Genomic DNA, 25903 nt, shown 5'->3' on the forward strand with positions numbered 1-25903 from the left:
AGGTGGTTGGTCGGTTCGTCGAGGAGCAGCAGGTCCGGCTGCGAGAGCAGCAGGCGGCAAAGCGCGATACGGCGACGCTCACCACCTGAAAGCAGCGTGACGTCGGCGTCCTTCGGCGGGCAGCGCAGTGCTTCCATCGCCATCTCGACCTGCTGTTCGAGGTCCCAGAGGTTCTGGCTGTCGATGATGTCCTGGAGCTTGGCGCCTTCGTCGGCGGTCTCGTCGGAATAGTTCATCATCAGTTCGTTGTAGCGGTCGAGCACGGCCTGCTTGTCGGCCACGCCTTCCATGACGTTCTCGAATGCGTTCTTGGCCGGATCGAGATGCGGCTCCTGCTCAAGATAGCCGACGGTCGCACCTTCGGCGAGCCAGGCTTCACCGGTGAATTCCTTGTCCTGGCCGGCGATGATGCGCAGCACGGTCGACTTACCGGCGCCGTTCGGGCCGAGGATACCGATCTTGGCATCCGGGTAGAACGACAGGTTGACGTTTTCGAGGATCTTCTTGGCGCCGTAGGACTTGTTCAGTCCCGACATGTGGTAGATGAACTGACGTGCCATCGGTAATTCTGCTCCGGGGGAAATTGGTTTGCCGCTATGTAGGCGAATTGGCGCCCGGGGGCAACGCGCCAGCGGCAAAATCCACCCGCTTTGTCGCAGATCACCCGCAGTTTGCGGCTCAAAATCAGCCCGCTCTACCGCAATGCGGCATGATCGATCCGGAAAAGCTGGAAATCACTGCGGGCGGGCGAAGCGATCCGCTCCAAGCCAGGCCAGCCATCCCCACGCGCCAATGCGGCATAAAGCGGCGCCTGCTTCGGATCGGCTTCGAGGGGGAAGCGGCACACGGCGACATAGTCGAAAGGCGCCAGCGCTTCGCGGCGCAGCTGCGGGTGGGAGGTCATGAACGCCTGGAACATCCGCTTCATTCCCGGCGAGGCACGATGGAACGGCATGGCGGCGACCGAAAAGCCCGATGGCGCCGCCATGATGAGCGGCAGCGCGATCCCTTGCGGCACCGCTACTCGTCCGGGTGGGACGGCATCAAGCACGGAGAAATCCTGCCCCGCGCATTCGCTCGCCGTCATGTAGTCAACCTCGTCGAATGTGTGCTCGGACGACCGGAGCAGTACGAAGGACAAGCAAAGCGCTACGGCAATGGCAGCAACGGCGACCCCGGAAAGCCGATAAGCCCTATCGAAAGCCGGTAATTTTATCGTCATCGTCGCGATCACGGCAGGCAGGAAGACCGGCATCAACGCGATGGGAAAGCGAATGTTGCGCGTCACGAAGACGGTCAGGATCAGCGCGCCCAGCGCCATGAGATAGGCAATGGCCGGTCCGAAAGACCGCTCCCGCATTCTGAAGCGGACAACCGGCCCGACAAAGGCGGCAATGGCGGCCGTCAATGCAAGGAGCACCAACAGGTCACGTCGGTCGTTTTGATAGAAATACAGGATGCTCTTCTCTTGCCAGATCCGCTCGAACCACAGCTCGCGCGAGAGTGGATCGATGATGCCGTATGGTCCCGACATGCAGGATGGAAAGAAGAAGGCGGCGGCGATCAGCAGAGCGCCAGCGGGAATTGCCAGCGCCAGCAGCCGCTGAAGCGGACCGGAGCGATCACGCTGGATCGCTGCGCATGCACCAAGAATGGCGGCAAATCCACACAACAGAAAGATATAGGGAGCCGAGAAGGCATCGCATTGCGTCGAAACCGCACCAGCGGGGCCGATGAACGCCATGGCGGAGAGAAGCGTCACGCTCGCCATCGAAACGGATGAAGCAACGAGGACGGCGCGAACCCCGGCGACGTTGCAAATGTAGCAGAGAACGAGCCCGCCATAGGCGATGACGACGAACGGCAAGCATTCCAGGCCGATCACCGTCGAGATCGCCGCACCCGCACCGATCATCAGCCCGCCTGCCCGATCCCATCGCACAAGCCCTGCGACGATCATCAGGAGGGCAACGATCTGCACGTTATGGTGATCGATGCGTCCGGGCGAAAACTCGGCAACGCCTATGCTCATCAGGACGGTCGCGATCATGAGCGACAGCGTGAGCGCCGTCTCACTTATCACGAACCCCGCAAGCAGGCGCCTTGCGGTCGCCGCAACCAGCAGGCAGCAGATCGACAGCATCATCGGCGGCCAGACCTGAAAGGCAACGGAAAGCCCCTGCGCGGTCGGCATGAAGGTCTGCAGCAACCAGGCGATTGCAACGTAAGGAAGATCGACCAGCCGCGACCATGGCGAGACGTAGATCGCCGGCATCGAGATGAAGGGCAGCGAAAGATCGAACCAATGCCCCTGCGGGGACATCAGGTGACGGATCTGAAGTTCCCGCAACTGATCGTCGATATCGCCAACAAACAGTATGCCATCGGCGGCATCGAACAGCACCATCGCCAAGGCGGTCGCATAGACGACCAGAAACATTCGCCACAGTGGCATCTCGCTTGCAGCGGCCTGATCGCTTTCAGATGCAACTATGTCGGACATCGGTCGTCACTCGAGCTGTTGGTCACCGCCAGCCCGAGACGATAGACGTCAAAAATTGAGATTGTGCTACGACCTCAAAATCCCGCCGCGTCGACAATGCCCTCGTTGCAGCCGAACGAGGTCCGGCCCGCTCCCTGGATGAGATCGCCGAGATCCCTGCCCTTCCCATCCGTCGCATCGGCGGAGAGACCGATCGTCAGTTCGCTGATGACGCGGCTGTTGCCGGCGCGGCGGCAGCTCATCTTCACCCGGTCGCCGGCGCCTGGGCCGAAGCTCTTGTCGAACGCCGCCTTGATCGCGTCCCCAGTCAGTGACTTGCCGATATTGGCGGCGAAGAGCTCCTGGACGGCGGATTCGTTCAGGTCCTCGATCAGCCGCACGGCATCGGCGAAGTAGGCGTCGGCGCTCATGCCGGTGCAGGTGCCGTGCTTGATCCATTCATGGCGCTCAAGCGCCGATTGCGTGCCGGGCATGACCTTGTCGAGCGATGCCTTCGTCTCGGCCGAGAGTTTTACCTCCGGCAGGTCCCTCCAGTCGCCACCCTTGTCGGCGGAGCGATCAGCGTCGGAGACGCCGCAATAATCCTTGCGCATCGGCCAGAGCCCGTGCAGCGAGAAGTTCTTGGCGTCGTAGCGGTCGCTGCTCTGGCTGGCGCATTCGGCCTTGCGCTGGTTGGTCTGGCAGAAGGCCGGTTGCCAGCTGGCCGCGAGAATGAAGCGCGTGCGCCCGCCGCCCTCCTGCGCAAAAGCCGAGCCGGCCACGATCGACAACAGGAACAATGCGATGACGCGAAAACCGAGATTGCCCATACCCATCCCCACGAAAGAACAATTCATGAACATCAAAGCACGCGACGCATCGGCAGGCAAGCGGCAAAACGAGGCAAGCGAAAATCTCCGGCACAACCTATCCCGCCTGTTGCATTTGGCGGATGTTCTGGTCTTCTCCCGCCACGGAGGAAATCATGTTTTCAGAAACCCGGCGCCTCGACCATGCGGGCGCTTCACTGGCCTATCACTATCAGCAGCCCGAGGGCACTGAGCGCGGCATTTTGCTGATCAGTCATGGACTGGCCGAGCACTCGAAACGCTACCAGCGCTTTGCGCAAGCGATGGCCGCGCGCGGCTATCATGTCTACGCCCACGACCATCGCGGCCACGGCGAGACCACCGCGCCGGACGCGCCGATCGGCCGCTTCGCAAGGCGTAATGGCGCGAGCTACGTCGTCGACGATATCGAGGCGATGCGCGACGAGGCCGCGACCGAACATCCGGGCCTGCCGATCATCCTCTTCGGCCACTCCATGGGCGGGCTGATCGCGCTCAACGCGGCCGTCACCTATCCGCGAAAATTCGATGCCGTCGCCGTCTGGAACTCGAACTTCAATCCCGGCCTCGCCGGCCGCGCCGCGCAGGCGATCCTCCTGATCGAGCGCGCGTTGAAGGGCTCCGACGTCCCGAGCGACCTGCTGCCGAAGCTGACTTTCGGCACCTGGGCGAAATCGGTCGCCAACCGCCGCACGGATTTCGACTGGCTGTCGCGAGATCCCGCTGAAGTCGACAAGTATGTGGCCGATCCGCTCTGCGGCTTCGGCGCCTCCGTTTCGCTGTGGCTCGACCTTTTCGAGCTCACCTTCCGGGCGCCGCAGAAAGAACATCTCGCCCGCCTGCCGACCGAAACGCCGATCCATCTGGTCGGCGGCGGCCAGGATCCGGCGACGGAGAATGGAAAAGCCATCCTCTGGCTGTCAAACCATCTGAAAACCCACGGTTTCTCCCGTATTAGCACTGAGATATATCAAGACATGCGCCACGAGACCTTGAACGAGATCGGCGCCGACGCAGCCATATCGGCATTCGCCGATTGGTGCGATCAGGCAACCGCTCGTCCCGTGAACGGCTGATCCCGCTCCCCTACCCCAAAATCAGAGAATTCCGTCATGAGCAGCAACGCGGCACCCGGCACCAGCAACACCCCATCGGAAGTGATGTTGGGACTGATCCTGATGTTCGTCTCGGTGCTGCTGTCGCCCATCATCGACATCTTCTCCAAGCTTGCCATCACCACGGTCCCATCAGCCCAGATCACCGCGGCGCGCTTCGGCGTGCAGGCCCTCTGCATGCTGCCCATCGTGCTCTGGCGGCACAACCTCACCGAGATCACCTGGAAGCAGAGCTTCTTCCACGCCATCCGCGGCGCCATCATCACCGTCTCGATGATCTCCTTCGTCACCACGCTGAAATACATGGCGGTCGCCGATGCCATCGCCATCTTCTTCGTCGAGCCGATCATCCTGACGATCCTGAGCAGCATCTTCCTCAAGGAAAAGATCGGCTGGCGGCGTTATACGGCCTGCGGCGTCGGCTTCTTCGGGGCGATCCTCATCATCCAGCCGAGCTTCCAGGAGGTCGGATACGTCGCGCTGCTGCCCGTCGTCAGCGCGGTCTGCATCGCCATCTCCGCCATGATGAACCGGGCGCTGGCGCAGCGTGAGGATCCGTGGGTCATGCAGTTCCACATGGGCCTCTGGGGCCTGCTGATCTGCGCCATCCTGCTCTATCTCGGCCGGGGCAGCGGCTCCGACGTGCTCGATCCTGTGATCCCCGACACCCGCGCCTGGCTCTATCTGCTCGGCGTCGGCGTCTCCGCCGCGATCGCCGGCATCTTCGGCGTTTACGCCTACCGCTCGGCGCCCGCTTCGACGCTCGCCCCGCTGCAATATTTCGAGATCGTCTCGGCCACGGCCTTCGCCTGGCTGGTGTTCGGCGATTTCCCGGATGCGCTGAAATGGCTCGGCATATCTATCATCATGGGCTCCGGCTTCTACATCATCTGGCGCGAGCGGCGCTTTGCATCGAAGCCCGTATCCGATACATCTGAGGAGACGCGGGCACCCTGATCTGATCGTGGGAGGAACATGACGCAGACTGAGCCTAACAGAGCGCCGCTCGCAGGCATTCGTGTCATCGAACTCGCGCGCGTGCTCGCCGGCCCCTGGGCCGGCCAGATGCTGGCTGATCTCGGCGCCGACGTGATAAAGGTCGAAAATCCGGATGGCGGCGACGACACGAGGCACTGGGGTCCCCCCTTCGTCGAGGGTGCCGATGGCGAAAACCTCTCGGCCGCCTATTACCACGCCGCCAATCGCGGCAAGCGCTCGATAACGGCCGATCTCCGCAGCGAGGAAGGCCAGGCGCTGGTCCGCCGGCTGGTCGCCACCGCCGATGTCGTCATCGAAAACTTCAAACTCGGCGGCCTCGTCAAATACGGGCTCGACTACGAGAGCCTGCGCAAGATCAATCCCAAGCTCGTCTATTGCTCGATCACCGGCTTCGGCCAGACCGGCCCCTATGCAGGCCTCGCAGGCTACGACTACATCGTCCAGGGCATGTCCGGCTTCATGTCGATCACGGGCGAGCCCGACGGACAGCCGATGAAGGCGGGCGTCGCCATCGCCGATATCTTCACCGGCATCTACGCGGTCTCGGCGATCGAGGCAGCCCTCATCCACGCCCTGAAGACGGGCGAAGGCCAGCTGGTCGACATGGCCTTGCTCGATGTCCAGTCGGCGGTGCTTGCCAACCAGAACATGAATTACCTCATATCCGGCCGCCCGCCGACGCGCCTCGGCAACGCCCATCCCAACATCTCGCCCTACGAGGTGGTCCCCACATCAGATGGTTACCTCATCCTCGCCATCGGCAATGACGGCCAGTTCCGCCGGCTCTGCGCCATCCTCGACCTTCCAGGCATCGCCGACGACGAACGCTTCGCCACCAACAAGGCCCGCGTCGCCAATCGTGACGAGGTGAGACGGCTGGTCTCGACCGAAACGCTGAAGTGGAAGAAGGCCGATCTTCTTTCCGCCTGCGAGGCGAACGCCGTGCCGTCAGGCGCGATCAACACCATCGAGGACATGTTCAACGATCCGCAGATCGTCGCGCGCGGCCTGCGCGTCGATCTCGAGGATAGCGCCGGCACCGTCATTCCCGGTGTCCGGACCCCGGTCGTCCTGTCGCGGACGCCGCTCAGCTATGAAAGGCCCAGTCCGAGACTGGGAGAGCACCAGGAGGAGGTGCTTGCGGAACTCATCCAATGGGAGGGGAACAAATGAAACGGACAGGCGGAGAACTGATCGTCGAGGCATTGAAGGCAAATGGGGTGAAACGCCTCTCCTGCGTTCCCGGCGAGAGTTTCCTCGCCGTCCTCGACGCGCTCCATGACAGCGACATCGAGGTCATCGTCTGCCGCCAGGAGGGTGGCGCCGCGATGATGGCCGACACCTGGGGCCGCCTCACAGGCGAGCCCGGCATCTGCATGGTCACCCGCGGCCCCGGCGCCACCAACGCAACCGCCGGCCTGCACATCGCCAAACAGGATTCGATCCCGATGATCCTCTTCATCGGCCAGGTCCAGCGCGATGCCCGCGAACGTGAAGCCTTCCAGGAGGTCGAGTTCCGCCGCGCGCTGACTGAATACGCCAAGTGGGTGGGCGAGATCGACGACGCGGCCCGCATCCCCGAATTCGTCACCCGCGCCTTCGCGCTCGCCACCTCCGGTCGCCCTGGCCCCGTCGTATTGTCACTGCCCGAGGACATGCTGCGCGACATGGTCGAGGCGCCCCGCGCCAAGCGCTACTCGCGCGTCGAAGCCCATCCCGGCCGCAGCCAGGTCGACGACTTCTATCTGCGCCTGCTGAAGGCCGAGCGCCCTATGGTGATCCTGGGCGGCTCGCGCTGGGATGCCGATGCGGTGGCCGATTTCAAGACTTTCGCCGAGCGCTTCCGGCTGCCGGTCGGCTGCTCCTTCCGCCGCCAGATGCTGTTCGATCATCTGCATCCCGGCTATGCCGGCGATATCGGCGTCGGCATCAATCCCGAGCTCGCGCGGGAGATCAAGGAAAGCGACCTGCTGATCCTGCTCGGCTGCCGCATGTCGGAAATGCCGTCCTCTGGCTATACGCTGATCGATATCCCCTACCCGCAGCAACAGCTCGTCCACATCCATCCAGACCCGTCCGAGCTCGGCCGTATCTATCGCCCGGATCTCGCCATATCAGCCAGCCCGCAGGATTTCGTCGCAGCGCTTGCCGATCTCGAGGCGCCCACGCAAGCGCGCTGGGCCGAGCGCACCGAGCGCATGCATCAAGCCTATCTAGCATGGTCGACACCGCCGCAGACGGGACCGGGCGACGTCCATATGGGCCCGATCATGGCATGGATCGAAGAGAACACGCGCCCGGACACCATCTTCACCAACGGCGCCGGCAACTACGCCACATGGCAGCACCGCTACCACCGCTTCCGGCAGTTCAACACCCAGGCAGCCCCGACATCGGGCTCGATGGGCTACAGCGTCCCCTCAGCCGTGGCCGCCAAGGCGCTGTTTCCGGATCGTGAAGTGATCTGCTTTGCCGGCGACGGCTGCTTTCTCATGCACGGCCAGGAATTCGCCACCGCCATCCGCTACAAGCTGCCGTTCATCACGCTTCTGATCAACAATGGCATGTACGGCACGATCCGCATGCATCAGGAGCGCGAATATCCCGGCCGCGTCAGCGGCACCGGCCTCACTAATCCCGATTTCGCAGCGCTTGCCCGCGCTTATGGCGGCCATGGCGAGACGGTGGAAAAGACCGAGGACTTCGCCCCCGCCTTCGAGCGCGCCCGCCAAAGCGGCCTGCCCGCTATCATCGACATCAAGCTCGATCCCGAGGCGATCACACCGACGCGCACGCTCTCGGAAATCGCGCAAACAAAAAGCCGGTGAGAAGCTGAACTCCTCACCGGCTTTCAAAATCGCAATAACGACGATCTTAGATCGCAGCCGTGACGATGAACTCGACCTTGTACTTCGGAGCGGCCAGCTTGGCTTCGCTGGTGGCGCGAGCCGGCGTGTTGGCCGGATCGACCCAGGCTTCCCAGGCAGCGTTCATTTCAGCGAAGTCCGAGATGTCGGAGAGGTAGATCAGCGTCTGCAGGATCTTCGACTTGTCGGAGCCGGCAGCGGCCAGCAGGCGATCGACTTCGGCAAGCGCGTCCTTGCACTGGTCGGTCACGGTTGCGCCTTCGCCAACCTGGCCGGCGAGGTAAACGGTGTTGCCGTGGATGACCGCGCCGCTCATGCGGGCGCCGGCGTCGATACGCTTGATGCTCATGGTGTTCTCCTTGTCATGAAATGAAAGAGGCGCCGCACCTAAGCGCAGCGCCGGACTTTACAGCCCGCGCCTTGGATCAGGTGCGGATGTGATGGGTCTTCTGGTAGATCGCCGTCGAGCGGGCGCCGGAGCGGCAGTAGCCGAGCATCGGGCGCGGGAATTCGTCGAGCGCGTCGACCATGCCGGCGACCGCCTCTTCCGTCACGCCCATGGGGCCGACGGGAACATGGGCGATCTCGAGACCGAGTTCCTTGGCCCGCGCCGCGATATCGGCGAACGGGGTCTGGTCCATGCTTTCCTGGTCCGGACGATGGCAGACGATGGACTTGAAGCCCATGGCCTTGATCTCGTCGAGCTCATCGACCGTGATCTGGCCGGAAACCGAATATTCGTCGTCGATCTGGCGGATGTCCATCGCAAATACTCCTGAAGTCGTGGGCTGAATGACTACGCCGCCCGATCAAAGCCGTCAACCGCACAACACGGTTGAATCGGCTTGTTGAATTGCCTGTCAAACGAAAGCAAAGCTGAGCCCGTACTCGCGGCTTTCGCCGGGCTTGAGCATGTTGAATTCGCCGGCGTCCTGAAGCTCCGCGCGCGGCACCCAGCGATGCGAGACCGGCTCGATGCCGAGCACATCGGCAGGCGCCGTCTGGTTGCGCCAGACCTGCAGATGCGGCAGCGTATCGGCCTTCACCCGCACCCGCAGCGTCTTGCCGCCGACTGCGGCCATCGGCCCAAGCCGCACTTCCGCCAGGCCATCCCCCGTCGCCGGCGCTTCCACACAGAAGATATCGCCGCCATCCTTGCCGAAGCGCCAGGGGAAGCCGCCATTCTCAAGCATCGCGCCTTCAAGCCGCGTGCCCTCGTCGAACCATTTGCCGCCGATGTTCATATGATACATCAGGAACGTCGGCACGGTCTGGTCGCTGGTGTTAATCACCTTGTCCTTCAGATGCGCCTCGCCGGTCTTGCCGTCGATAAACCAATGGCGCTCGATCCGGGCAGGCAGCCCTTCGACGGTGACGATATCGATATCGGCGCGGCATTCCGCATTGCCGTTTTCGAATTTCGTCCAGAGCACCTTGGCGGCATGGCCGGCGGCCGAGCCGTGCAGCGGAAACACCTTGCCGTCGGAGCGGCCGGGGATCGGTTCGCGGTGGCGGATGTGGTCGGGCCCGCACGTAAACAGGAAGCCCTGCACCGAATGCGAAATGCGCGCATCTCCGTCATCGGGAACGGCCTCCTTCGGCGCGATATCGATGCCCTCCACCACGCAGCCGCCGATATCCATCAGCGACGTCTCGTCCAGCATCAGCTTCGGCCCGGTCGCTGCGGCGAATTCCATCATGATCCCGTCTCCCCCTCAAAATGAACTTCCGTAGGGTTAGGCGGCACCCGCTGTTTCGTCAATCCAAGGTGTCGTCGCCGCCAACGAGATTTTGATTGGAACCAGCTGGCCCTCTCAAATGTTTATGAGTAAAGGGAAATTTATTGGTTTTTTCATTTTTTGTTCAGCACGATTTCATAAATTCCACACTAGCGTCAAAATTCGCGGGTGTGTGTCGCCAAGTCACTGAAGGATACGAAGACGTGAATCGCTTTCTGAAATCGGCATTATCTGGGACCGTTATCGTGCTGGCCATGTCGGCAACGGTTCAAGACGCGTCCGCGCAACAATATCGCCGCCAGGGCAGCGTCGTCTTCGTCACGCCGAACGGCGAGATCCTCGATTACATGCCTCAAGGCAGCGGCTACACGCGCGATCGCGCCGGCAACCGCGTGCTGGTCGACGGCTACGGCAACATCATCGCCACAGAGGCGCGCTCACGCGGCTACTATCCGCCGCCGCCCTCGCGCCAGGTCTACGGCCGCGATGTCTACAACAACGACCCGTATTACAGCGAAGACCAGTACGGCGACACGCGCTATTCCGAGCGTGGCGCGGTCACGGGTGCGATCCCGCGCGAGGCATCGATCGATCGCCAGCAGCTGGATCAGCCCTATCCGCAGAACGACGGCGACTACGCATCGATCGATCCGGACCAGCAGCAGCCGCAGGTCACCCAGCCGACCCGTCCGGCCGATCCCGTCATCACGCTGAAGAACAAATCGAAATCCGAGATCGTTGCCCTGCAGGTCTTCCTCGACCGCGCTGGCGTTTCGCCTGGCGCCATCGACGGGCACATGGGTGCCAACGTCACCAAGGCGGTCTACGCCTATGAGCAGATGACCGGCGAAACGCTCGATCCGAACAATACCGACGCGATCCTCGAGCAGCTGCGCATGTCCGGCGGCCTGCCTGTCGTGAGCTACACGATCACGCCAGCTGATGCGGCCGGCCCTTACGTCGCCGAGATCCCCGAGGATTATGCGCACAAGTCGCAGATGACCTCGCTTGCCTTCACCTCAGTCACCGAGGCTCTGGCCGAACGCTTCCACATGGACGAAGGCTTCCTGAAGGAGCTGAATGCTGGCGCCGACTTCACCGTCCCCGGCACCATCATCAAGGTGGTCAATCCCGGTGAGGTGAAGACCGGTAGCGTCGCGCGCATCATCGCCGACAAGGGCAAGAAGCAGGTCTTCGCCTATGACGCCTCCGGCAACCTGATCTCCGCCTACCCGGCCTCGATCGGCTCCACCGACACGCCCTCGCCGTCGGGCACGGTCACGGTCGAGCGCGTCGCCTTCAATCCCGGCTATACCTACAATCCGAAGATCAACTTCCAGCAGGGCGCTAACGACAAGATCCTCAACATCCCGCCGGGCCCGAACGGCCCTGTCGGCACTGTGTGGATGGCGCTGTCGAAGCCGACCTATGGCATTCACGGTACGCCGGAACCGTCGAAGATCGGCCGCACCCAGAGCCACGGCTGTATCCGCCTGACCAACTGGGACGCCACCGAGTTGGCCAAGATGGTCAAGCCCGGCGTTACCGTCGAGTTCGTAGACTGATAAACTTCAGTTGTTGCGGCGCGCCTGCTCGTTGAAATAGACGAGCCGCAACAATTCAGACTGCGAATTGACGCCTGTCTTCGCAAACACCGACTTCAGCTGGCTGCGGATCGTCTCGCGCGACCGATTGCTCTCGATGGCGATATCGGTGATCGACGATCCGTGCAGCAGCCCCTGCATGATCTTGATCTCAGCCCTGGTCAGCCCGAACTTGCCCCCAAGACCCGGCACGTCCATCGCCACGGGCTTGGCTGACGGCTCGATGATGATCGCGATGCTCGGCGCATCGAAGAATTGAATGCGGGCACTCTTCTGCAGACGGACAAGCGTGAGCTTCACGCCGTTCACATCAAGCATCTGCTGCCGCTCGCCGTCACGCCATTGCGAGAGCAGTCGACCGAGGCACGCATTGGCGTCGGCATCGGCAAGCCAGACCTTTCCCTGCAGATCGAGCCGAACTGACCGCCCCTCGGTCAGTGCCTGCTCACCGACCGCGCTGGCCGACAGCAGCTTGCCACCATCCCCTACCAGCAGGACACCGACGCCGATCGCGTCGAACAGCCGGCCACCGAGCTCATCCGCGCTCTTCTCACCCTTTCCAGCCTCGAAATAGCGCACCGCCCGGTGCAGATGCGGCGCAAGCCGGGTGAACGTATCGGCGTAAACCCTGTTATCCTCAGGTCCGCCGTTTGCGATCGAACTCGAGATGTTGAACATCCGGCCGTCTCGCTTCACCAGCGCCATGCCGATGGCGGTCTCGCCGCATTGTTTCCAGAAGTCGTTGTAGAACTCTGTCTTGACGAACGCTTCGCGCGGCAGCAGCTCCTCGGACAGGAATCCGCGCCACATCGGCATCACGCTCATGGCCGGCGCCCAGGGATTTATGCTCGCGAAATGATCGGAGTAACTTTCAACCCATTCATCGCTGAAACCCTTGTCTATATGAGACGCGCCCTCCGCCCGCATCGGGTCGTGGTAGAACAGCGTGGTCTTGCCGCCGGGAACGATCTCGTTCCACCGGCCAAGAAACATGTCCCAGGTGGCCTCGCCGAAAATTACACCGTAGATGGTGTCGACCAGACTGTCATAGGTATCTTCAGCGACGATCATTGTTCCCCCGGCAAGCGCCCGCATCGCAGGCGAGGATACCAGTGTAAAGCTTCTGGAAACAACGAAAATTACCCTTTTCGGGTGATACCCACCCGAGGGAAAAGCAGGCAGTGATGCAGAGATACATGGTCGCGTCGAAACGAGGAGACCGATCTTGCATCAATGAAAATGCGCCCCAGCGGACCGGGGCGCATTTTCAATCACAGAATGAATGATCAGGCAGCCGAGCGGATCAGCGGACCGGTCATCCGCGCCGCGGCCGGCAGTCTCACCGGCAGCTTCCGCATGATCTCCTCGGCGAAACAGAGGGCGTTTTCGCGCGCCTTGTCGAGGTTGCTGGCACGCGCAGGATCGAGCGTATGCAGCGTGCCGCCACAATCGAAGATATCGCGGAAGGCCGAACGCTCGATGATCGCGGTGTCGAGCACCGGCACCTGCCGCTGGTTGAGAAGCGTCTTCACGATCGCCAGCGCACGCGTCGTCACCATCGAGTTGACACGCGTCAGCACGACGGAGTGACCGATGCGGATACCCGCCTTCTCGTCGAGATACTGCAGCAGTTCCAGCACCTGTGCGCCACCACGCGCATCCATGGCGCAGCCCTGGATCGGGATCAGCACGTGATCGGAAAGACCGATCGCCGTTGCCAGCATCGGATTGCGGGCGCCCGGCAGGTCGATGATGAAATAGTCGGTGTTGTGCTTGTTCTCGGAGATATGCTGCGGCAGCGATGCCGAGGTCACGAAATCGATCACAGAGACGTTGGGCACGTGGCCGGAGATTTCATGCCAGCGGGAAATCCAGTGCTGCGGATCGGCATCGAGGATGGTGACCCGGTAGCCCTTGCGGGCAAGCTCGGTGGCCAGCAACAGAACAGCGGTGGTCTTCCCGGCTCCGCCCTTGGTGTTTGCAAATGTGATGACTGCCATGTTCGTTCCTCGGGGGAAATGTCGCGAGCCGGGATCGCTCTGTTGCGCACATCGGGATGCATCGTGCGGTTACTGCATCCTTTCCAAACATGGTTAACAATATCTAAACAAGGCATCCGAAATCCCGGTCCGCATTTCTTGCAGCAGCCTTCGCCACATCGCCTGAACGCCCTGCGCCACAACGAAAAAGACCCGGAAAGCGTAGTGCTTTCCGGGCCAAATCTCAGGTCCGCATTTTGTATCAGAAGCAGTCCTTGAACAGCGCCTTTGTGTTCTCGAGCGTCATCGCGACAGGGTTTCCGCCAGCGCTCGGGTCTTCGATCGCCATCGCCGAGAGTTCATCGATTCGATCCGGCTTGATGCCCATCGCCGAGAGGCTCTCGGGTACGCCGAGTTCGGAGCGCAGCTTCAGCACGTAATCGTAGAACCCATCAAAGCCGCCGGAGATGCCGAGATAGGCGGCCGCGCGCGCGATCTTGTCTTCGATGACGGCGCGGTTGAAGCGCAGCACCGCAGGCATCACGACCGCATTGGTCATGCCGTGATGCGTGTTGTAGACGGCGCCGATCGGATGCGACAGCGCGTGGATGGCACCTAGCCCCTTCTGAAACGCGACCGCACCCATGGCGGCGGCCGACATCATGTTGGCGCGGGCTTCGAGGTCCGTGCCCTCCTTGTAAGCGCGCGGCAGGAACTCCTTGACCAGCCGCATGCCCTCAAGCGCGATGCCGGCGGACATCGGGTGGTAGAAGGGGGAGGAATAGGCTTCCAGGCAATGCGCGAAGGCATCCATGCCGGTACCGGCGGTGATGATCTTCGGCATACCAACAGTCAGTTCCGGATCGGCGATGACGACGCCGGGCAGGAACTTCGGATGAAAGATGATCTTCTTCACATGCGTTTCGGAATTGGTGATGACGCTGGCGCGGCCGACTTCCGAGCCGGTGCCCGCCGTCGTCGGCACGGCCACGATCGGCGCGATACCCTCGACCGAAGCGCGCGTCCACCAGTCACCGATATCCTCGAAGTCCCAGACCGGCCGCGTCTGGCCGGCCATGAAGGCCACGCACTTGCCGAGATCGAGGCCCGATCCGCCGCCAAAGGCGACGACGCCGTCATGGCCGCCATCCTTGAATGCCTTGACGCCGGCCGCAAGGTTCTTCTCGTTCGGGTTCGGATCGACATCCGCGAAGATCGCGCGACCGAGGCCAGCCGCTTCGAGAATGTCGAGCGCGTTCGTGGTGATCGCCATCGACGCCAGGCCGCGATCGGTGATCAGGAGCGGCTTCTTCATACCGAGGCTCTTGGCGGCGTCCGCCAGTTCCTTGATCCGGCCGCGGCCGAGCTTGAATGAAGTCGGGTAGCTCCAGTTGGCTGTGATATGCGCGCTCATGCTGTCACTTTCTTCAGATGGTAGGATTTCGGACGCGTCAGGTTCTGGAAGCCGATGATCGACAGCGAGCCGCCACGGCCGGTTTCCTTCACGCCGGTCCAGCACAGCGCCGGATCGAGATAGTCGGCGCGGTTCATGAACACAGTGCCGGTTTCGATCTCGCGACCAAGCCGCCCTGCCCGCTCGGCATCCTTGGTCCAGAGCGACGCCGTCAGCCCGTACTGGCTGTCGTTCATCAGCGCCAACGCCTCATCGTCGCTCTTCACCTTCATGATGCCGACGGCGGGACCGAAGGTCTCCTCGCGCATGAAGGCCATCGAGTGATCGACATTGACGAGGATCTGCGGCGCGAGATAGGCGCCGCCGTCATCCTGAGGGAAAAGCTTCGGATCGACTAGAGCTTTCGCGCCCTTCCCGACCGCATCGGCGATCTGCTCGCGCACGACCTTGGCGAAACGCTTGTTCGCCATCGGGCCGAGCGACGTTTCCAGATCAAGGGGATTGCCGAGCTTGTAGTTCGACACCCATGCGACCGACTTCTCGACGAAGCTGTCATAGAGCGATTCATGCACATAGATGCGCTCGATCCCGCAGCAGCACTGCCCTGAGTTATACGTCGCGCCATCCATCAGCGTGTCGACCGCCGCATCGAGATCGGCGTCTTCCATGACATAGCCCGGATCCTTGCCGCCGAGTTCGAGGCCGAGACCGGTAAACGTGCCGGCCGCCGCTCGCTCCATCGAGCGCCCGCCTTCGACCGAACCGGTGAAGTTCACGAAGTTGAAGCTGCCGGCCGCGATCAGCGCCGACGTCGTCTCATGATCGAGAACCACGTTCTGGAACACATCCTCGGGAACGCCGGCTTCGACAAAGGCCTGCACCAGCCGCTCGCCGACGAGAAGCGTCTGCGATGCATGCTTCAGCACAACCGTATTGCCCGCCATTAGAGCCGGCGCGATCGTGTTGATCGCCGTCATGTAGGGATAGTTCCACGGCGCCACGACGAAGACGACGCCATGCGCCTCGCGCTCGATGCGGCGCTCGAACTTGTCGCTCTCTTCGACAACTAGCGGCGCCAGCGCATCGGCCGCAATCGAGGCCACGTAGTTGGAGCGCTCGTTGAAGCCCTTGTACTCGCCGCCATAGCGGATCGGCCGGCCCATCTGCCAGGCAAGCTCGGGAACGACGACGTCGGACATCTCGTTCAACCGCGCAGCACCCTTCAGTACCAGCTGGACACGATCTTCCAGCGGCCGCCGCGCCCAGGCCTTCTGCGCCTTGCGCGCCCGCGCCACGACCTCCTTCGCCGCCTCCAGCGGCAGCGCCGGACGCTCGGCGTAAACCGATCCATCGATCGGCGATATGCATTGAATTACAGTCATTTCCAAACTCCAGTCATTAACAGGCCAGCGTGCGGACATGCCCCGCGACGCCATAGGAAAGGATCGCGCGGTCGCGCGTGATGATGGTCAGGTCGTTCTCCCGCGCCGTGGCGATCAGGATGCGGTCGATCGGGTCTTTGTGAGCGAGTTGCGGCAAGGAACAGGACGCCATGAAGATGTTCGCGGTCACCGGTTGTTCGTCGATGTCGGCTTCGAGCCTGAAGTCGTTATACCATCTCTCCGCGGTCTTCGTTTCGCTAATGCGCCCTCGTGCCAAAAGCATCGCCATCTCCCAAGCCGTCACAGCCGAAACGAAAACCGGTCTCCCGGCAGCCTTTGCATCCGCGAGTGCGGCCAGCGCTCCTTCCGCCAAGGGCTCTCTCTTCGCCATCCAGATCGCGGCGCAGGTATCGAGCAGAAAAGCGCTATTCATTGTAAAGCTTCTCGCCCCACTCCTCGTCCCAATCCATCGGCGCGGTCAGATCGACCCCCGGCATGATGGTCAGCGTCCCCTTCATGCATCCCCAGGCCGGGTGCAGCTCGATCAGCGTTCCATCCTCCAGCTCCATCCAGCGCTTGCCATCCTTGTAGATGACATCGTCCTCCGTAAACATCTTGACGGGCGGCTCGTCGGGCAAAACCGGCGCTGTGCCGCCGCCCTCATAGCCCGCCTGCTTCTTTTCGGCTAAGCCGGCGGCGTCGCCACGCCGGTGCGCTGCAACCTCCGCCAGCGGAAGGCCAAGATAATCCGCGATCTGGTCCTGCTCTTCCGCACTCATCTTCCGCTCGCCGCTCAGCATGCGCGACACCGCACTCGGATCAAGCCCCATGAACCGGGCCATGTCGCGAAGTGAAGCGTCTCGCGCTGAAAGCTTTTCATAGAACCATGCGCTGTCGATCACACCCATGTCGATCTCCTCTGGAAACGCCGGAGCACATTAGCACAATGCGACCAACGCAACAATCAGAGCGAGTGTTGCGATTATCTCATGCTCGCTCGAAACCGCGCGCCACCTCCCAGTCTGTGATCCTGCGATCATACTCCTCCTGCTCCCATTCCGCCGCGCGCGTGTAGTGATCGATGACGTCGTCCCCGAAAGCATTGCGCAGCATCTTCGACTTGGTCATGGCCGTGGTTGCCGCCCGGAGCGTGCGCGGGATTTCGCGCACCTTGCGAGCGCCATAGGCGTCGCCGACGAAGGGCGCTTCCAGCTCCATCTTGTTCTCGATCCCATCGATCCCCGCTGCCAGCAGAGCGGCGAAGGCGAGGTACGGATTGAGGTCGGAACCGCCGACGCGGCATTCGATGCGGATCGCCTTGGTGCCGTCGCCGCAGAGGCGATAGCCGGCCGTGCGGTTGTCCTTGCTCCAGATCGCCTTGGTCGGCGCGAAAGTGCCGGCCATGAAGCGCTTGTAGGAGTTGATGTAGGGCGCCAGGAAATAGGTGATCTCGCTCGCATGCGCGAGCAGGCCTGCGATGTAGTTTTCCATCAGTGGCGACATGCCGTATTTGCCCTTGTCGTCGGCAAACAGCGGTGTCTTGCCGTCGGCGCTCCACAGCGACTGGTGGATATGCGAGGAGCTGCCGGCGGCATTGTAGTGCCACTTGGCGAGGAAGGTGATCGCCTTGCCCTTGGCCCAGGCGATTTCCTTGCAGCCGTTCTTGATGATCGAGTGACGGTCGGCCATGGCGAGCGCATCGGCGTAGCGCACGTTGATCTCTTCTTGGCCCGCGGAAGCCTCGCCCTTGGAGTTCTCGACGGGAATGCCGGCACCCTGCAGCCCGGTGCGGATCGCCCGCATCACCTCTTCCTCCTTGGTGGTCTGGAAGATGTGGTAGTCTTCGTTATAGGCGCTGGCGAGCTTGAGGTTGCGATAGCCGGATGCCTGCGCGGACTCGTAGGTCTGATCGAACAGGAAGAACTCAAGCTCCGAGGCCATGAAGGCCTTCATGCCCATGTCTTCCAGCCGCTTGACCTGCTTCTTCAGGATCGCGCGCGGCGAATGCGGCACTTCCTCATGGGTGTGGTGGTCGAGCAGGTCGCAGAGCACAAGTGCTGTACCCTCAAGCCACGGAATGCGCCGGAGCGTCGAGAGATCCGGCTTCATCGTGTAGTCGCCGTAGCCCTTTTCCCAGCTGGTCGCCTTGTAGCCGGAGACGGTCTCCATCTCCATGTCGGTGGCAACGAGATAGTTGCAGCTGTGTGTTTCCTTCCATGCGCTTTCGACGAAGTATTCGGCCTGGAAACGCTTGCCCATAAGCCGCCCCTGCATGTCGACCTGGCATGCCAGCACGGTATCGATGCGTCCGTCGGCAACATCCTGCTTCAGATCGTCGAGAGTATAGATGCTCATATGGACCTCCCCATAAATTTAAACTGAAATCGGGCCAACGAAACGGCATGCTCCGTGCGGCCATGCCGCGCCGGACTGCGCAGTCTAATGTCGGTCAACCGCAATGCAGGGCCGCCGGACGCGGCCCCGCTGTCTTGGAAGAATATATCAGCCTTCGCCGACAGCCTTTTCGGCAGCCGCGATCTCGGCCTGGCGGCGCGCCACTTCCTCGCCGATCGGCGGGCCCTTGAAGCGGCGGCTTTCGAAGCCGAACCACACGATCGCGGTCAGCACCAGGAAGCCGACGGTCACATAAAGCGCCGGGCCGTTCGGCGGCTGCACGCCGAGAACGAAGATCAGGATCATCGCCAGGATGGTGAGCACCGAGAACAGCTTGTACATGCTCTCGCCGATGTTCCACGGACCCATCTTGTCCCACTTCGAAGTCCCCCAGGCGAAGAGACCGAGCGTGATCGGGATCGCGAAGGAGAAGAACAGGAAGATGACCGTGCAGGAGACCACAATCGTGTAGACCGGCGTGTCACCGATCGAAACGAGCGACGAGCCCCAGACGAAGAGAACCGAGAGGATCGATCCGGTCCAGATGGCCGAAACCGGCGTGCGGTACTTCGGGCTGACCTTGGCGAGCGCCTTGGAAGCCGGCAGGCCGCCGTCGCGCGAGAAGGCGAAGATCATGCGCGAGACGGAGGTTACGGTCGCAAGGCCGCACAGCCACTGGCAAACGAGGATCGCGAAGTAGAGGATATCCTTGACGGTCGCATTGACCTGCGTGTCCATCGCCCAGAAGAACACGTTCCAGCCCTGCTTGGCAGCGTCATCCATGTTCGGCAGCATCAGCACGAACGAGCAAAGCATGATGTAGCCGAACAGCGCCGACCACAGCACGGAGGAAACCATACCGCGCGGAACGGAATGGGCGGCCTTGACCGTTTCTTCCGACGTATGCGCGGAAGCGTCATAACCGGTGATCGTGTAGATCGGCAGCAGCAGACCGAGCAGGAACACCCAGGTGCCCGACGTTGCCGGCCAGACATTGCCGCCCGCTTCGCCGGAATAATTGGCGAAGGTGAACAGGCGGCCGATCTCGTAGGACGGCGCGAAGTACAGGCACACGGCCGACAGCGCGATCGCCGATGCGAAGATCAGGTAGCCCGAGAAGTCGGTGAGCTTGGCGGTCAGGCCGATGCCCATGTGGTTCACGAGCGCCTGCGCGCCGGTGATGATCACGAGGAACAGGATGCGCACCGTCGTCGTATCGGTCAGGCCGAAATAGGTCGTGCCGAACGAGCCCATGAAGAAATAATAGGTGCCGACGTTGATGGCGCCGAGAACGGTGACGAGGCCGAGCAGGTTGAACCATGCCGTCAGCCATCCCGTGAAGCGGTTGCCGAGGATCGAACCCCAGTGATAGAGGCCGCCGGCCGTCGGATAGGCCGAGCTGATCTGCGCCATGGCGACGGCGAACACCAGCGAAACGAAGCAACCGATCGGCCAGCCGATGCCGATTGCGGCACCGCCCGCGCCGGCCGTTGCCTGCGCCAGTGAATTGATACCACCGGAAAGAATGCAAATGATCGAGAATGAAACGGCAAAATTCGAAAACGAGCTCATGCGCCGTTCGAGTTCCTGGGCATAGCCCATGGAATGCAGGATGTGCACATCCTGCTTCTTGTCGAGTTCCGAATAATCGGACATGACGTCCCCCTGTTTAGCCATCAACCGCGGAATTGCGGCTGATTATCCAGTGCCAAAGTGCCCGCGACGTTTTCGCCTGCGGGCGGATCGCAGTTAGACTGCTCCCTGGGGTCTTATCTTTCGTCGTCAGGCGTCCAGGCTCTGCTGGAGCAGCCTTGTCAGATAGCTGGCCATGACCCCTTGGCCAGCCGGGTCTGCGATGAGGTCGTTGCGGACCTCGATCATTACATTGCGCAATCCGTTCGACAGTCCGTGCAGGATCAGCGTATGCGTCACGCCGTCCAAGGGGCCGTAAGGCTCGTTGCGCTCAACTCTATAGTGCGTCGTCTCACCCGCAGCGGCAAGCATCGCATCCGCCAGCCGGCTGTCGTCATCATGCAGGACACCCACCTCGACCGCGCGCGTCTTTCCGTGGAAGACAGGCGTAAAGCTGTGGACGGTGACGATAACGGTCTCCTGTCCCCGCGCCTTGCGTTCACGAATGAGTGCGCGAATGGCGTCATGAAACGGGATGTATAGGGCCTCGGTGCGCGCCGTCTTTTCCTCGGCACTCAGGCCTGCATTTCCCGGGATGTCGTAGACCTCGCTTTTCTCAGGCATGGCGCCGGCCGATTCCGGCGGCCTGTTGCAGTCGTAGATCAGGCGTGAAAACCGCTGGTGAACCAGCGTGGCATCAAGCGCCTCGGACATGCCCCTGGCGACAGCAAGAGCGCCGGGATCCCAGGCAATGTGACTGTTGAGCGCCTCCTCGGAAAGACCAAGCGTTCCGAAGCTGGCAGGCAGAACCCGCGATGCATGTTCGCAGACGATAAGCAACGGGCTGGTGCCGTCTGGCCTTTCGACCCCGACGCACTCCCCTTCCCCTTTGCCGAGCACTTCCAACCGAGCAAGCACCACAGTCGCTCCACCACAACTGTTAATAAAATACTTATAAGAAAAGAATTCTTCAGCTTTCCACAAGTGTCAAGCACACACTGAAAAAATCTTTTCATGACAGTGGTTGACATGGATTGTGACAGCGTTGTTAACTTTGAGTGGGAAAGTGGCACAAGACCAATCCCGGGGAGCAAGATCGCGTGACCGTTGCGTCGAAGACAGTTTCAGACGTAATCCACTCGCATTTTGGCGTGCTCACGCGCGCCGAAAAGCAGCTGGCTGAAAGTCTGTTGGACAACTACCCTGTGTCAGGACTGGGGAGCATCACGACGATTGCCGAAAACGCCGGCGTATCGACACCGACTGTTGTCCGCATGGTCCAGAAGCTCGGCTACAAAGGCTATCCCGATTTCCAGGCGCATCTGCATCAGGAGGTCGAGGCGACGATCTCCAATCCGATCGCCAAGCACGACCGTTGGGCGTCCAACGCGCCCGGAACCCATATTCTCAACCGCTTTGCCGATGCAATCATCGACAATCTGCGTCAGACGCTGACCGGCCTTGATACCGCGACCTTCGACAGCGTCGCGACTCTTCTGTCGGACCGCAAGCGCAACCTCTATTTCGTCGGCGGCCGCATCACCGGCGCGCTGGCCGAGTATTTCTTCACGCATATGCAGGTCATTCGCCCCAATACGGCGCTTCTGTCGGCCAATTCCAGCAGCTGGCCGCAATATGTCCTGAACATGAACCCCGGCGACCTGCTGATCATCTTCGACATCAGGCGCTACGAGCAGGAGCTCGTCAGCCTTGCGACCGCGGCCAAAAACAGCGGCGCCGAGATCATCATCTTCACCGACCAGTGGGCCTCCCCCGCGACCAAGCTGGCACGCCATACGTTTCGCGTGCAGATCGAGGCGCCGTCGGCATGGGACAGCTCCGTCGTCACCCTTTTCATCGTCGAGGCGCTTATAGAGGCGGTTCAGAACTCGACATGGGACGAAACGAAGGAGCGCATGAAAACACTGGAAGGCCTTTTCGAACAGACGCGGCTCTTCCGCAAACTTGGTTAGGAGGGACAATTACGACAGCGAAGATGTAACGGGCAGAAAACAAGGACGTGTCGCAATCGAAACATCCTCGCCAAACGCCCGCGATACAAAGAAAAAATAGCGTCATCCAACTGTCACACAAGCTTCACGTAACGTCAGTAACAGCATCGTCGGACACTGAAACCCGAAGGAGAACAACAGTGATCTCTAATCTTTCTCGACTGCTCTCGCTCTCTACAGCAATTGTTGTGGCTTCAACCGCAATTGCTGCCGCAGAGCCAAGCGCTGAACTCATCGCTGCCGCCAAGAAGGAAGGCACGCTGACCACGATCGCTCTCCCGCACGACTGGTGCGGCTACGGCGACCTCATTGCCGGCTTCAAGGCGAAGTATGGTCTGGAAGTGAACGAACTGAACCCGGACGCTGGCTCCGGCGACGAAATCGAAGCCATCAAGGCCAACAAGGGCAACACCGGCCCGCAGGCTCCTGACGTCATCGACGTCGGCCTCTCCTTCGGCCCGACCGCAAAGGCTGACGGCCTGATCCAGCCTTACAAGGTTTCGACCTGGGATTCGATCCCTGACAGCGCCAAGGATGCCGACGGCTTCTGGTACGGCGATTACTACGGCGTTCTCTCCTTCGTCGTGAACACCGACATCGTCAAGGAAGTGCCGAAAGACTGGGCCGACCTGAAGAAGTCGGACTACGCCAACTCGATCGCTCTCGCCGGTGACCCGCGCGCTTCCAACCAGGCTGTCCAGGCTGTTTACGCGGCCGGCATCGCTGCTGGTGAAAAGGACGCGACCAAGGCTGGTGAAGCCGGTCTCGCCTTCTTCGGCGAACTCAACAAGGCAGGCAACCTCGTTCCTGTCATCGGCAAGTCCGCTTCGCTGGCACAGGGCTCGACCCCGATCGTCATCGCGTGGGACTACAACGGCCTGTCCTGGCGCGATACGCTCAAGGGCAACCCGCCGGTTGAAGTCGTCGTTCCGGCTTCGGGCGTCAACGCCGGCGTTTACGTCCAGGCGATCTCCGCTTTCGCTCCGCACCCGAACGCTGCCAAGCTCTGGATGGAATACCTCTATTCGGACGAAGGTCAGCTCGGCTGGCTGAAGGGCTATTGCCACCCGATCCGCTTCAACGACCTGGCCAAGAACAAGAAGATCCCGCAGGACCTTCTCGACAAGCTGCCGCCGGCTGCTGCCTATGAAAAGGCCGTTTTCCCGACGCTCGAAGAGCAGGAAGCCGGCAAGACCGCTATCACCAGCAAGTGGGATAGCGTCGTCGGCGCCAACGTCCAGTAATACAGCATGAAACCGGCCTCCCCGTCTTATCGCGGGGAGGCTTTTGCCCCTCCGACGCCGCAAGAAGAGCTTTTTCAATGAGCACTGTTTCGACGACGCCCGTGGTGAGCACGGCCCCGCTGATCACCAAGGACCGCGTGATCGACTGGCTGGGTATTACTCCCTTCATTATTTTCGCCCTGCTTTTTCTCATTATTCCCACGCTCTACCTTGTGATCGGCGCCTTTTTGACGCCCGAGGGTAATTTCACGCTGAAGAACATCGGTGATCTCTTCACCCCATCGATCCTCAGCGCCTATTGGATCAGTATCCGCGTCTCGGTCGCCTCGGCACTCGGCGGCGCGCTGATCGGCTTCTTCCTCGCCTGGGCCGTTGTGCTCGGCGGCCTGCCGACATCGGTGCGCTCGACGCTGTTGACCTTCTCCGGCGTCGCTTCGAATTTCGCCGGCATCCCGCTCGCCTTCTCGTTCCTCGCAACGCTCGGTCGCACCGGCCTCGTGACGGTCTTCCTGAGGGACTGGTTCGGCTTCAACCTCTACGGCACCGGCTTCAACCTGCTCTCCTTCTTCGGCCTCACCATCACCTACATGTACTTCCAGATCCCGCTGATGGTGCTGATCCTGACGCCGGCGCTCGATGGCATGAAGAAGGAATGGCGCGAAGCGGCCGAAATCCTCGGCGCCAGCAATGTCCAGTATTGGACCAAGGTCGCCCTGCCGATCCTCTGGCCGAGCCTTCTCGGCACCACGCTGCTGCTCTTCGCAAACGCCTTCGGCGCCATCGCAACGGCCTATGCGCTGACCGGTTCCTCGCTCAACATCGTCCCCATCCTGCTCTACGCGCAGATCCGCGGCGACGTCCTTCACAATGCGAACCTCGGCTATGCGATCGCGCTCGGCATGATCGTCATCACCGGCGTGTCCAACATCCTCTATCTCATGCTGCGCATGCGCGCTGAACGGTGGCAGAAATGAAGGCTCAAAAACTCGGCGCCTGGATCGCCATCGCCATCGGCGCGACCTATTTCATCGTGCCTCTGCTCGGAACCATCGAGTTCTCGCTGCGCATGCGCCGCGATGCCTACAGTTTCGACGCCTACCTCTCGGTCTTCTCCGACGAGCGCTTCCGCGCCACCTTCGGCTACTCGATGATGATGGCGCTTCTGACCATCGTCTTCGGCATGCTCTTGATCGTGCCGACCGCCTACTGGGTGCGCCTGCGCATGCCGCAGATGCGCCAGGTGGTGGAGTTCATCACGCTCTTGCCGCTGGTCATCCCGGCCATCGTCATCGTCTTCGGTTATTTGAGGATGTATAATTCATCCTCCTACCTGCCGATGACCGGCTCGACGACGGGCACCAACATCCTGCTCGTCTTCTCCTACATCACGCTGTCGTTGCCCTACATGTACCGCTCCGTCGATACCGCCATGCGCGCCATCGATGTCAGAACGCTGACCGAAGCCGCCCAGAGCCTCGGCGCCAGCTGGTGGACGATCATGTTCAAGTGCATCTTCCCCAACGTGATGAGCGGCATCCTATCCGGCGCCTTCATCACGCTGGCGATTGTCATGGGCGAGTTCACCTTCGCGGCACTTCTGAGCCGTCCGGCCTTCGGCCCCTACCTGCAGCTGGTCGGCGCCAACAGGGCCTATGAGCCCTCGGCGCTCGCCGTGATCGCATTCTCCATCACCTGGCTCAGCATGGGCCTGCTCAATCTCGTCTCGCGCATCGGCAGATCCCGCCCGGCCAAGGCTTAAGGTATTTCGACATGTCATTTCTCTCGCTGACCAACATTCAGAAATCCTTCGGCCAGGTTCAGGTCGTCAAGAACTTCAACATGAACATCGAGAAGGGAGAATTCGTCTCCTTCCTCGGCCCGTCGGGCTGCGGCAAGACCACGGTCCTGCGCATGATCGCCGGTTTTGAGAACCCGACCGGCGGCAATCTCAGCATCGCCGGCAAGGACATCGCGCCGCTGAAGCCTAACCAGCGCAACATCGGCATGGTCTTCCAGGCCTACGCGCTCTTCCCGAACATGACGGTGCATGACAACGTCGCCTTCGGCCTGAAGATCGCTGGCAAGCCGAAGGCCGAGATAGACGCTCGCGTCAAGGAGATGCTGGCGCTGATCCACCTCGGCCACCTGGCCGACCGCTACCCCTGCCAGATGTCGGGCGGCCAGCAGCAGCG

General features: G+C 61.6%; 25 protein-coding genes. 10 read left to right on the top strand and 15 right to left on the bottom strand.

All coding sequences use genetic code 11. The features are described 5' to 3' along the window. The 3 genes from B3605_RS19520 to B3605_RS19530 form a co-directional block, all read right to left on the bottom strand. Positions 1-560 (bottom strand): ATP-binding cassette domain-containing protein (locus tag B3605_RS19520; protein ID WP_296435630.1); only part of this gene is annotated, 560 nt, incomplete at its 3' end. A 134-nt stretch (positions 561-694) separates the two neighbouring features. After that, the gene (locus tag B3605_RS19525) at positions 695-2503 is read right to left on the bottom strand and encodes a hypothetical protein (protein WP_296435631.1); all 1809 of its coding nucleotides are present in this window, start codon (positions 2501-2503) and stop codon (positions 695-697) included. Positions 2504-2577: 74 nt separating this feature from the next. Continuing rightward, positions 2578-3312 carry a ribonuclease T2 family protein gene (locus tag B3605_RS19530; protein ID WP_112944317.1) on the bottom strand — a complete coding sequence of 245 codons (735 nt, stop codon included), beginning with the start codon at positions 3310-3312 and terminating at the stop codon, positions 2578-2580. A 155-nt stretch (positions 3313-3467) separates the two neighbouring features. Between B3605_RS19530 and B3605_RS19535 the strand changes: the two genes are divergently transcribed. Genes B3605_RS19535 through B3605_RS19550 form a run of 4 tightly spaced genes read left to right on the top strand, consistent with a single transcriptional unit; the run spans position 3468 to position 8272 of the window. Beyond that, complete coding sequence (locus B3605_RS19535; RefSeq protein ID WP_112944318.1) at positions 3468-4406, top strand: alpha/beta hydrolase; 939 nt, start codon at positions 3468-3470, stop codon at positions 4404-4406. A gap of 36 nt (positions 4407-4442) precedes the next feature. Beyond that, positions 4443-5402, top strand: a complete 960-nt coding sequence (locus tag B3605_RS19540; RefSeq protein WP_112944319.1) for a DMT family transporter — start codon at positions 4443-4445, stop codon at positions 5400-5402. A gap of 18 nt (positions 5403-5420) precedes the next feature. After that, positions 5421-6617: a CaiB/BaiF CoA transferase family protein gene (locus B3605_RS19545; protein WP_112944320.1), complete on the top strand. Its 1197-nt coding sequence runs from the start codon at positions 5421-5423 to the stop codon at positions 6615-6617. Next, positions 6614-8272, top strand: a complete 1659-nt coding sequence (locus B3605_RS19550; RefSeq protein WP_112944321.1) for a thiamine pyrophosphate-binding protein — start codon at positions 6614-6616, stop codon at positions 8270-8272. The genes B3605_RS19545 and B3605_RS19550 overlap by 4 nt, the downstream gene beginning before the upstream one ends. A 46-nt stretch (positions 8273-8318) precedes the next feature. On the opposite strand, the gene B3605_RS19555 is transcribed toward B3605_RS19550, so the two are convergent. The 3 genes from B3605_RS19555 to B3605_RS19565 form a co-directional block, all read right to left on the bottom strand. Continuing rightward, the gene (locus B3605_RS19555; protein ID WP_047505852.1) at positions 8319-8660 is read right to left on the bottom strand and encodes a RidA family protein; all 342 of its coding nucleotides are present in this window, start codon (positions 8658-8660) and stop codon (positions 8319-8321) included. Positions 8661-8736: 76 nt separating this feature from the next. After that, the gene (locus B3605_RS19560) at positions 8737-9075 is read right to left on the bottom strand and encodes a TIGR01244 family sulfur transferase (protein WP_018897535.1); all 339 of its coding nucleotides are present in this window, start codon (positions 9073-9075) and stop codon (positions 8737-8739) included. A 96-nt stretch (positions 9076-9171) separates the two neighbouring features. After that, the gene (locus B3605_RS19565) at positions 9172-10011 is read right to left on the bottom strand and encodes a DUF4432 family protein (RefSeq protein ID WP_112944322.1); all 840 of its coding nucleotides are present in this window, start codon (positions 10009-10011) and stop codon (positions 9172-9174) included. Between the two features lie 242 nt (positions 10012-10253). On the opposite strand from B3605_RS19565, the gene B3605_RS19570 reads away from it, so the two are divergent. Continuing rightward, positions 10254-11615 carry a L,D-transpeptidase family protein gene (locus B3605_RS19570; RefSeq protein ID WP_112944323.1) on the top strand — a complete coding sequence of 454 codons (1362 nt, stop codon included), beginning with the start codon at positions 10254-10256 and terminating at the stop codon, positions 11613-11615. Positions 11616-11621: 6 nt separating this feature from the next. On the opposite strand, the gene B3605_RS19575 is transcribed toward B3605_RS19570, so the two are convergent. The 9 genes from B3605_RS19575 to B3605_RS19615 form a co-directional block, all read right to left on the bottom strand. Further along, on the bottom strand, positions 11622-12725 hold the full coding sequence (locus B3605_RS19575) for a helix-turn-helix transcriptional regulator (protein WP_162725089.1): 1104 nt from the start codon (positions 12723-12725) through the stop codon (positions 11622-11624). A 215-nt stretch (positions 12726-12940) separates the two neighbouring features. Then, positions 12941-13654, bottom strand: a complete 714-nt coding sequence (locus tag B3605_RS19580; protein WP_018897531.1) for a ParA family protein — start codon at positions 13652-13654, stop codon at positions 12941-12943. Between the two features lie 241 nt (positions 13655-13895). Then, a complete protein-coding gene (locus tag B3605_RS19585) occupies positions 13896-15047 on the bottom strand; it encodes an iron-containing alcohol dehydrogenase (RefSeq protein WP_112973693.1) in 1152 nt (383 codons plus the stop codon). Next, positions 15044-16429, bottom strand: a complete 1386-nt coding sequence (locus B3605_RS19590) for an aldehyde dehydrogenase family protein (RefSeq protein ID WP_112944326.1) — start codon at positions 16427-16429, stop codon at positions 15044-15046. Before B3605_RS19590 ends, B3605_RS19585 begins: the two co-directional genes overlap by 4 nt. A 16-nt stretch (positions 16430-16445) precedes the next feature. After that, positions 16446-16862 carry a type II toxin-antitoxin system VapC family toxin gene (locus tag B3605_RS19595; RefSeq protein WP_112944327.1) on the bottom strand — a complete coding sequence of 139 codons (417 nt, stop codon included), beginning with the start codon at positions 16860-16862 and terminating at the stop codon, positions 16446-16448. After that, positions 16855-17337 carry a helix-turn-helix domain-containing protein gene (locus B3605_RS19600; RefSeq protein ID WP_112973692.1) on the bottom strand — a complete coding sequence of 161 codons (483 nt, stop codon included), beginning with the start codon at positions 17335-17337 and terminating at the stop codon, positions 16855-16857. The genes B3605_RS19595 and B3605_RS19600 overlap by 8 nt, the downstream gene beginning before the upstream one ends. 79 nt (positions 17338-17416) lie before the next feature. After that, a complete protein-coding gene (locus B3605_RS19605; protein WP_018897526.1) occupies positions 17417-18784 on the bottom strand; it encodes a glutamine synthetase family protein in 1368 nt (455 codons plus the stop codon). A 147-nt stretch (positions 18785-18931) separates the two neighbouring features. Then, positions 18932-20479, bottom strand: a complete 1548-nt coding sequence (locus B3605_RS19610) for an amino acid permease (protein WP_112944329.1) — start codon at positions 20477-20479, stop codon at positions 18932-18934. A gap of 126 nt (positions 20480-20605) precedes the next feature. Next, positions 20606-21376 (bottom strand): N-formylglutamate amidohydrolase, encoded by a 771-nt coding sequence (locus B3605_RS19615; RefSeq protein ID WP_112944330.1) that lies wholly within the window; start codon positions 21374-21376, stop codon positions 20606-20608. Positions 21377-21555: 179 nt separating this feature from the next. On the opposite strand from B3605_RS19615, the gene B3605_RS19620 reads away from it, so the two are divergent. From B3605_RS19620 to B3605_RS19640, 5 genes are all read left to right on the top strand, one after another. Then, positions 21556-22428 (top strand): MurR/RpiR family transcriptional regulator, encoded by an 873-nt coding sequence (locus B3605_RS19620; protein ID WP_018897523.1) that lies wholly within the window; start codon positions 21556-21558, stop codon positions 22426-22428. A 179-nt stretch (positions 22429-22607) separates the two neighbouring features. Then, on the top strand, positions 22608-23711 hold the full coding sequence (locus B3605_RS19625; protein WP_112944331.1) for an ABC transporter substrate-binding protein: 1104 nt from the start codon (positions 22608-22610) through the stop codon (positions 23709-23711). A 77-nt stretch (positions 23712-23788) separates the two neighbouring features. Further along, positions 23789-24685, top strand: a complete 897-nt coding sequence (locus B3605_RS19630; RefSeq protein ID WP_112944332.1) for an ABC transporter permease — start codon at positions 23789-23791, stop codon at positions 24683-24685. After that, a complete protein-coding gene (locus tag B3605_RS19635) occupies positions 24682-25470 on the top strand; it encodes an ABC transporter permease (protein ID WP_018897520.1) in 789 nt (262 codons plus the stop codon). The genes B3605_RS19630 and B3605_RS19635 overlap by 4 nt, the downstream gene beginning before the upstream one ends. 11 nt (positions 25471-25481) lie before the next feature. Beyond that, on the top strand, positions 25482-25903 hold a 422-nt coding region (locus B3605_RS19640), incomplete at its 3' end, for an ABC transporter ATP-binding protein (RefSeq protein WP_296435647.1).

This window comes from Rhizobium sp. UBA1881, from assembly GCF_002338015.1.
In the GTDB taxonomy this organism is placed as follows: domain Bacteria; phylum Pseudomonadota; class Alphaproteobacteria; order Rhizobiales; family Rhizobiaceae; genus Rhizobium.

What these genes read in the sequence shown, in the direction of transcription:
- B3605_RS19525 (WP_296435631.1), bottom strand. Translation starts at nt 2,503, where the DNA reads ATGTCCGACATAGTTGCATCTGAAAGCGATCAGGCCGCTGCAAGCGAG.
- B3605_RS19630 (WP_112944332.1), top strand. Translation starts at nt 23,789, where the DNA reads ATGAGCACTGTTTCGACGACGCCCGTGGTGAGCACGGCCCCGCTGATC.
- B3605_RS19565 (WP_112944322.1), bottom strand. Translation starts at nt 10,011, where the DNA reads ATGATGGAATTCGCCGCAGCGACCGGGCCGAAGCTGATGCTGGACGAG.
- B3605_RS19585 (WP_112973693.1), bottom strand. Translation starts at nt 15,047, where the DNA reads ATGAGCGCGCATATCACAGCCAACTGGAGCTACCCGACTTCATTCAAG.
- B3605_RS19590 (WP_112944326.1), bottom strand. Translation starts at nt 16,429, where the DNA reads ATGACTGTAATTCAATGCATATCGCCGATCGATGGATCGGTTTACGCC.
- B3605_RS19575 (WP_162725089.1), bottom strand. Translation starts at nt 12,725, where the DNA reads ATGATCGTCGCTGAAGATACCTATGACAGTCTGGTCGACACCATCTAC.
- B3605_RS19555 (WP_047505852.1), bottom strand. Translation starts at nt 8,660, where the DNA reads ATGAGCATCAAGCGTATCGACGCCGGCGCCCGCATGAGCGGCGCGGTC.
- B3605_RS19540 (WP_112944319.1), top strand. Translation starts at nt 4,443, where the DNA reads ATGAGCAGCAACGCGGCACCCGGCACCAGCAACACCCCATCGGAAGTG.
- B3605_RS19535 (WP_112944318.1), top strand. Translation starts at nt 3,468, where the DNA reads ATGTTTTCAGAAACCCGGCGCCTCGACCATGCGGGCGCTTCACTGGCC.
- B3605_RS19530 (WP_112944317.1), bottom strand. Translation starts at nt 3,312, where the DNA reads ATGGGCAATCTCGGTTTTCGCGTCATCGCATTGTTCCTGTTGTCGATC.
- B3605_RS19545 (WP_112944320.1), top strand. Translation starts at nt 5,421, where the DNA reads ATGACGCAGACTGAGCCTAACAGAGCGCCGCTCGCAGGCATTCGTGTC.
- B3605_RS19560 (WP_018897535.1), bottom strand. Translation starts at nt 9,075, where the DNA reads ATGGACATCCGCCAGATCGACGACGAATATTCGGTTTCCGGCCAGATC.
- B3605_RS19600 (WP_112973692.1), bottom strand. Translation starts at nt 17,337, where the DNA reads ATGGGTGTGATCGACAGCGCATGGTTCTATGAAAAGCTTTCAGCGCGA.
- B3605_RS19595 (WP_112944327.1), bottom strand. Translation starts at nt 16,862, where the DNA reads ATGAATAGCGCTTTTCTGCTCGATACCTGCGCCGCGATCTGGATGGCG.
- B3605_RS19610 (WP_112944329.1), bottom strand. Translation starts at nt 20,479, where the DNA reads ATGTCCGATTATTCGGAACTCGACAAGAAGCAGGATGTGCACATCCTG.
- B3605_RS19635 (WP_018897520.1), top strand. Translation starts at nt 24,682, where the DNA reads ATGAAGGCTCAAAAACTCGGCGCCTGGATCGCCATCGCCATCGGCGCG.
- B3605_RS19605 (WP_018897526.1), bottom strand. Translation starts at nt 18,784, where the DNA reads ATGAGCATCTATACTCTCGACGATCTGAAGCAGGATGTTGCCGACGGA.
- B3605_RS19580 (WP_018897531.1), bottom strand. Translation starts at nt 13,654, where the DNA reads ATGGCAGTCATCACATTTGCAAACACCAAGGGCGGAGCCGGGAAGACC.
- B3605_RS19550 (WP_112944321.1), top strand. Translation starts at nt 6,614, where the DNA reads ATGAAACGGACAGGCGGAGAACTGATCGTCGAGGCATTGAAGGCAAAT.